Genomic DNA, 2,105 nt, shown 5'->3' on the forward strand with positions numbered 1-2,105 from the left:
CCCGTCCATACCGCGTAGGCCGTGCCCAAAGGCAGGTTTTGAGTAGCTTTCATAAGTAAAAGCATACTGGCTACCAATGAAAACAGGAAAGCGCCATACCATAAATACATAGCCATGCCGGTTGTTGCTTTTGCCTTTCCAAGGCTGGAGGTGAATGCTACTTCAAACAAGCCGGCGATAATTAAAATGATCCAGTTCATGCTAATTGATTTTATAACTGCAAGTTCGCATGTTACCGGGAGTAAAAATTTTACAAATGATAAAAAAGCAGCCTGCTATTTTAATTCAGCACGGATCCTGCTTAAGCTAACCTGCGTCATGCCCAGGTAAGAAGCGATATGGCCCAGCTGAACCCGCTGCAGTAGTTCAGGATCGGTTGCCATCAGCTCTTTGTAGCGTTCTGTAGCGGTTCTGCATTGCCGGAAAATAAGCCGCTCTTCTACCTTTACCAGCTCCTGCTCTGCAAATTTCCTTCCCCAGTTGGCTATATGAATATCTTCGTTAAACAGCCTGCGCAGGCTTTCGGCCTTCATTTGATATAGTTCGCAGGGCTCCAGCAGCTCTATATTTTCATATCCTTTTTGATCGTGCACATAACTTTTCATGGAGATCACCGTATCCCCTTCCTTGCCGAACCAGAAAGTGACCTCGTTACCGGCTGTTTCTGCATAGGCACGCACGATCCCTTTTTTTATGAAGTAAATATCTGAACTAATCTTGTTGACTTTGAACAGGAAATGCCCCCTGGCATAGGTTACTTCCGAAATGCCTGCTTTCAGGCGCTCCCTGGACTTTTCGGGCAGCAGGTATACATTGTCAATGATAGCATCGATATCCATTAGCGCATGTTTGAAGGTAAAAATACGGAATACAAATAAAGAAGCCGTCCCATTCATTATGAGACGGCTTCAATAGATAACTTCCCACCCTTGCTGCAGTTACAGCGCTGAGCAGGTATTGCCTGTTAAGGTTGCCCCGGCGCCATTGGATGCTGTTACCATTGCCTTTACACCGGATGCATCGAGTATTGTAATATTGTAAGGCGGTGTAAATGCTGTAACTCCATTACCGGCGGCATTACCTGAAGTGCCGGTTAAAGTATTGCCTTTCATTTGCACGGCAGCAGAAGTTTTATCCATCAGGTCAACCGGGTTCTTAACGTTCTCAAAAACATTGGCCTCTATTAACAGGTTTGCTTCAAAACCTGCCTGTACACAGCTTTTGCCGGCGGTGCTGTTAAAGTAGCTGTTCACAATATGTACCTGGCCAAAACGTACACGCGGCATTCTTGCCACGCAGCCTGCTGCCCACCAGCATCGTGCAAAAGTAATGCGCAGGTGGCCCCTGTCTGCAGTAGCGCCGTCACCGGAGCCGATCAGGTTAGTGAACCTGTGATCATCAGCACCGCCTGAGCCGCCTGCTTTTGGCGGTTTTAAATACGTGAACCTGCAATAGGAAACCGTAATGTAGTCGGAGCTGTTCTTAATATCAAAGTCGCCATCTACCCCATCCCTGAATTCACAATGGTCTACCCATACATTATTACAGGCATCCAGTGTGGCATTATCCCAGCCATCCACATCATATGCGCCCGGCCCTTCAAATACCAGGTTGCGGATAATGATGTTGCTGCACCTCTTGACATAGATAATCCCTGAGTTATCCTTAGTCTGGTCTGTTGAAACCAATTTCGCGTTTGCGCTGCCAAAGAGGGTTTTGCCGGTCTGGTCCTGGAAAGAGATGCGGCCTCCGGAGGGGATGGTAATGGCGCCGTTAACCTGGATCACTTTAATGCTTTTATCCTGGATAGCGGCTTTTAAAGCGTCATAAGTAGTAACGATGGTGGGCGTTGCGGCGCCGCCGCCGGTAGTGCCTCCGTTCAGGGATGCCCATGCCGGGGCGGAACATGCGGCTGCACTCACTACCGCCGGATTAACAGGTTCCGGGTTTGCCTTGCTGGCATCTGAAGTTTCGCTTTTGCTGCAACCGGTAAAAATAAACGTCATTGTAACGGTTAACACTACACGTTGTAAATAACTGGTTTTCATAGATAGATGGTTTTTCTTAATTTAAATTGCCACTGTATTTGAAGGGTTATTAATGCT

Annotated in this window: 3 protein-coding genes; all 3 read right to left on the minus strand. The window is 47.3% G+C overall.

Annotation, left to right across the window (positions count from 1 at the left end):
• On the minus strand, nt 1–200 hold a 200-nt coding region (locus VIM87_RS15820), incomplete at its 3' end, for a DMT family transporter (protein ID WP_331997931.1).
• A gap of 75 nt (nt 201–275) precedes the next feature.
• Complete coding sequence (locus VIM87_RS15825; RefSeq protein ID WP_331997932.1) at nt 276–839, minus strand: Crp/Fnr family transcriptional regulator; 564 nt, start codon at nt 837–839, stop codon at nt 276–278.
• A 99-nt stretch (nt 840–938) separates the two neighbouring features.
• On the minus strand, nt 939–2,048 hold the full coding sequence (locus VIM87_RS15830) for a hypothetical protein (protein ID WP_331997933.1): 1,110 nt from the start codon (nt 2,046–2,048) through the stop codon (nt 939–941).
• Between the last annotated feature and the right edge of the window lie 57 nt (nt 2,049–2,105).

This window comes from Chitinophaga sp. (assembly GCF_036569125.1).
GTDB lineage: Bacteria > Bacteroidota > Bacteroidia > Chitinophagales > Chitinophagaceae > Chitinophaga.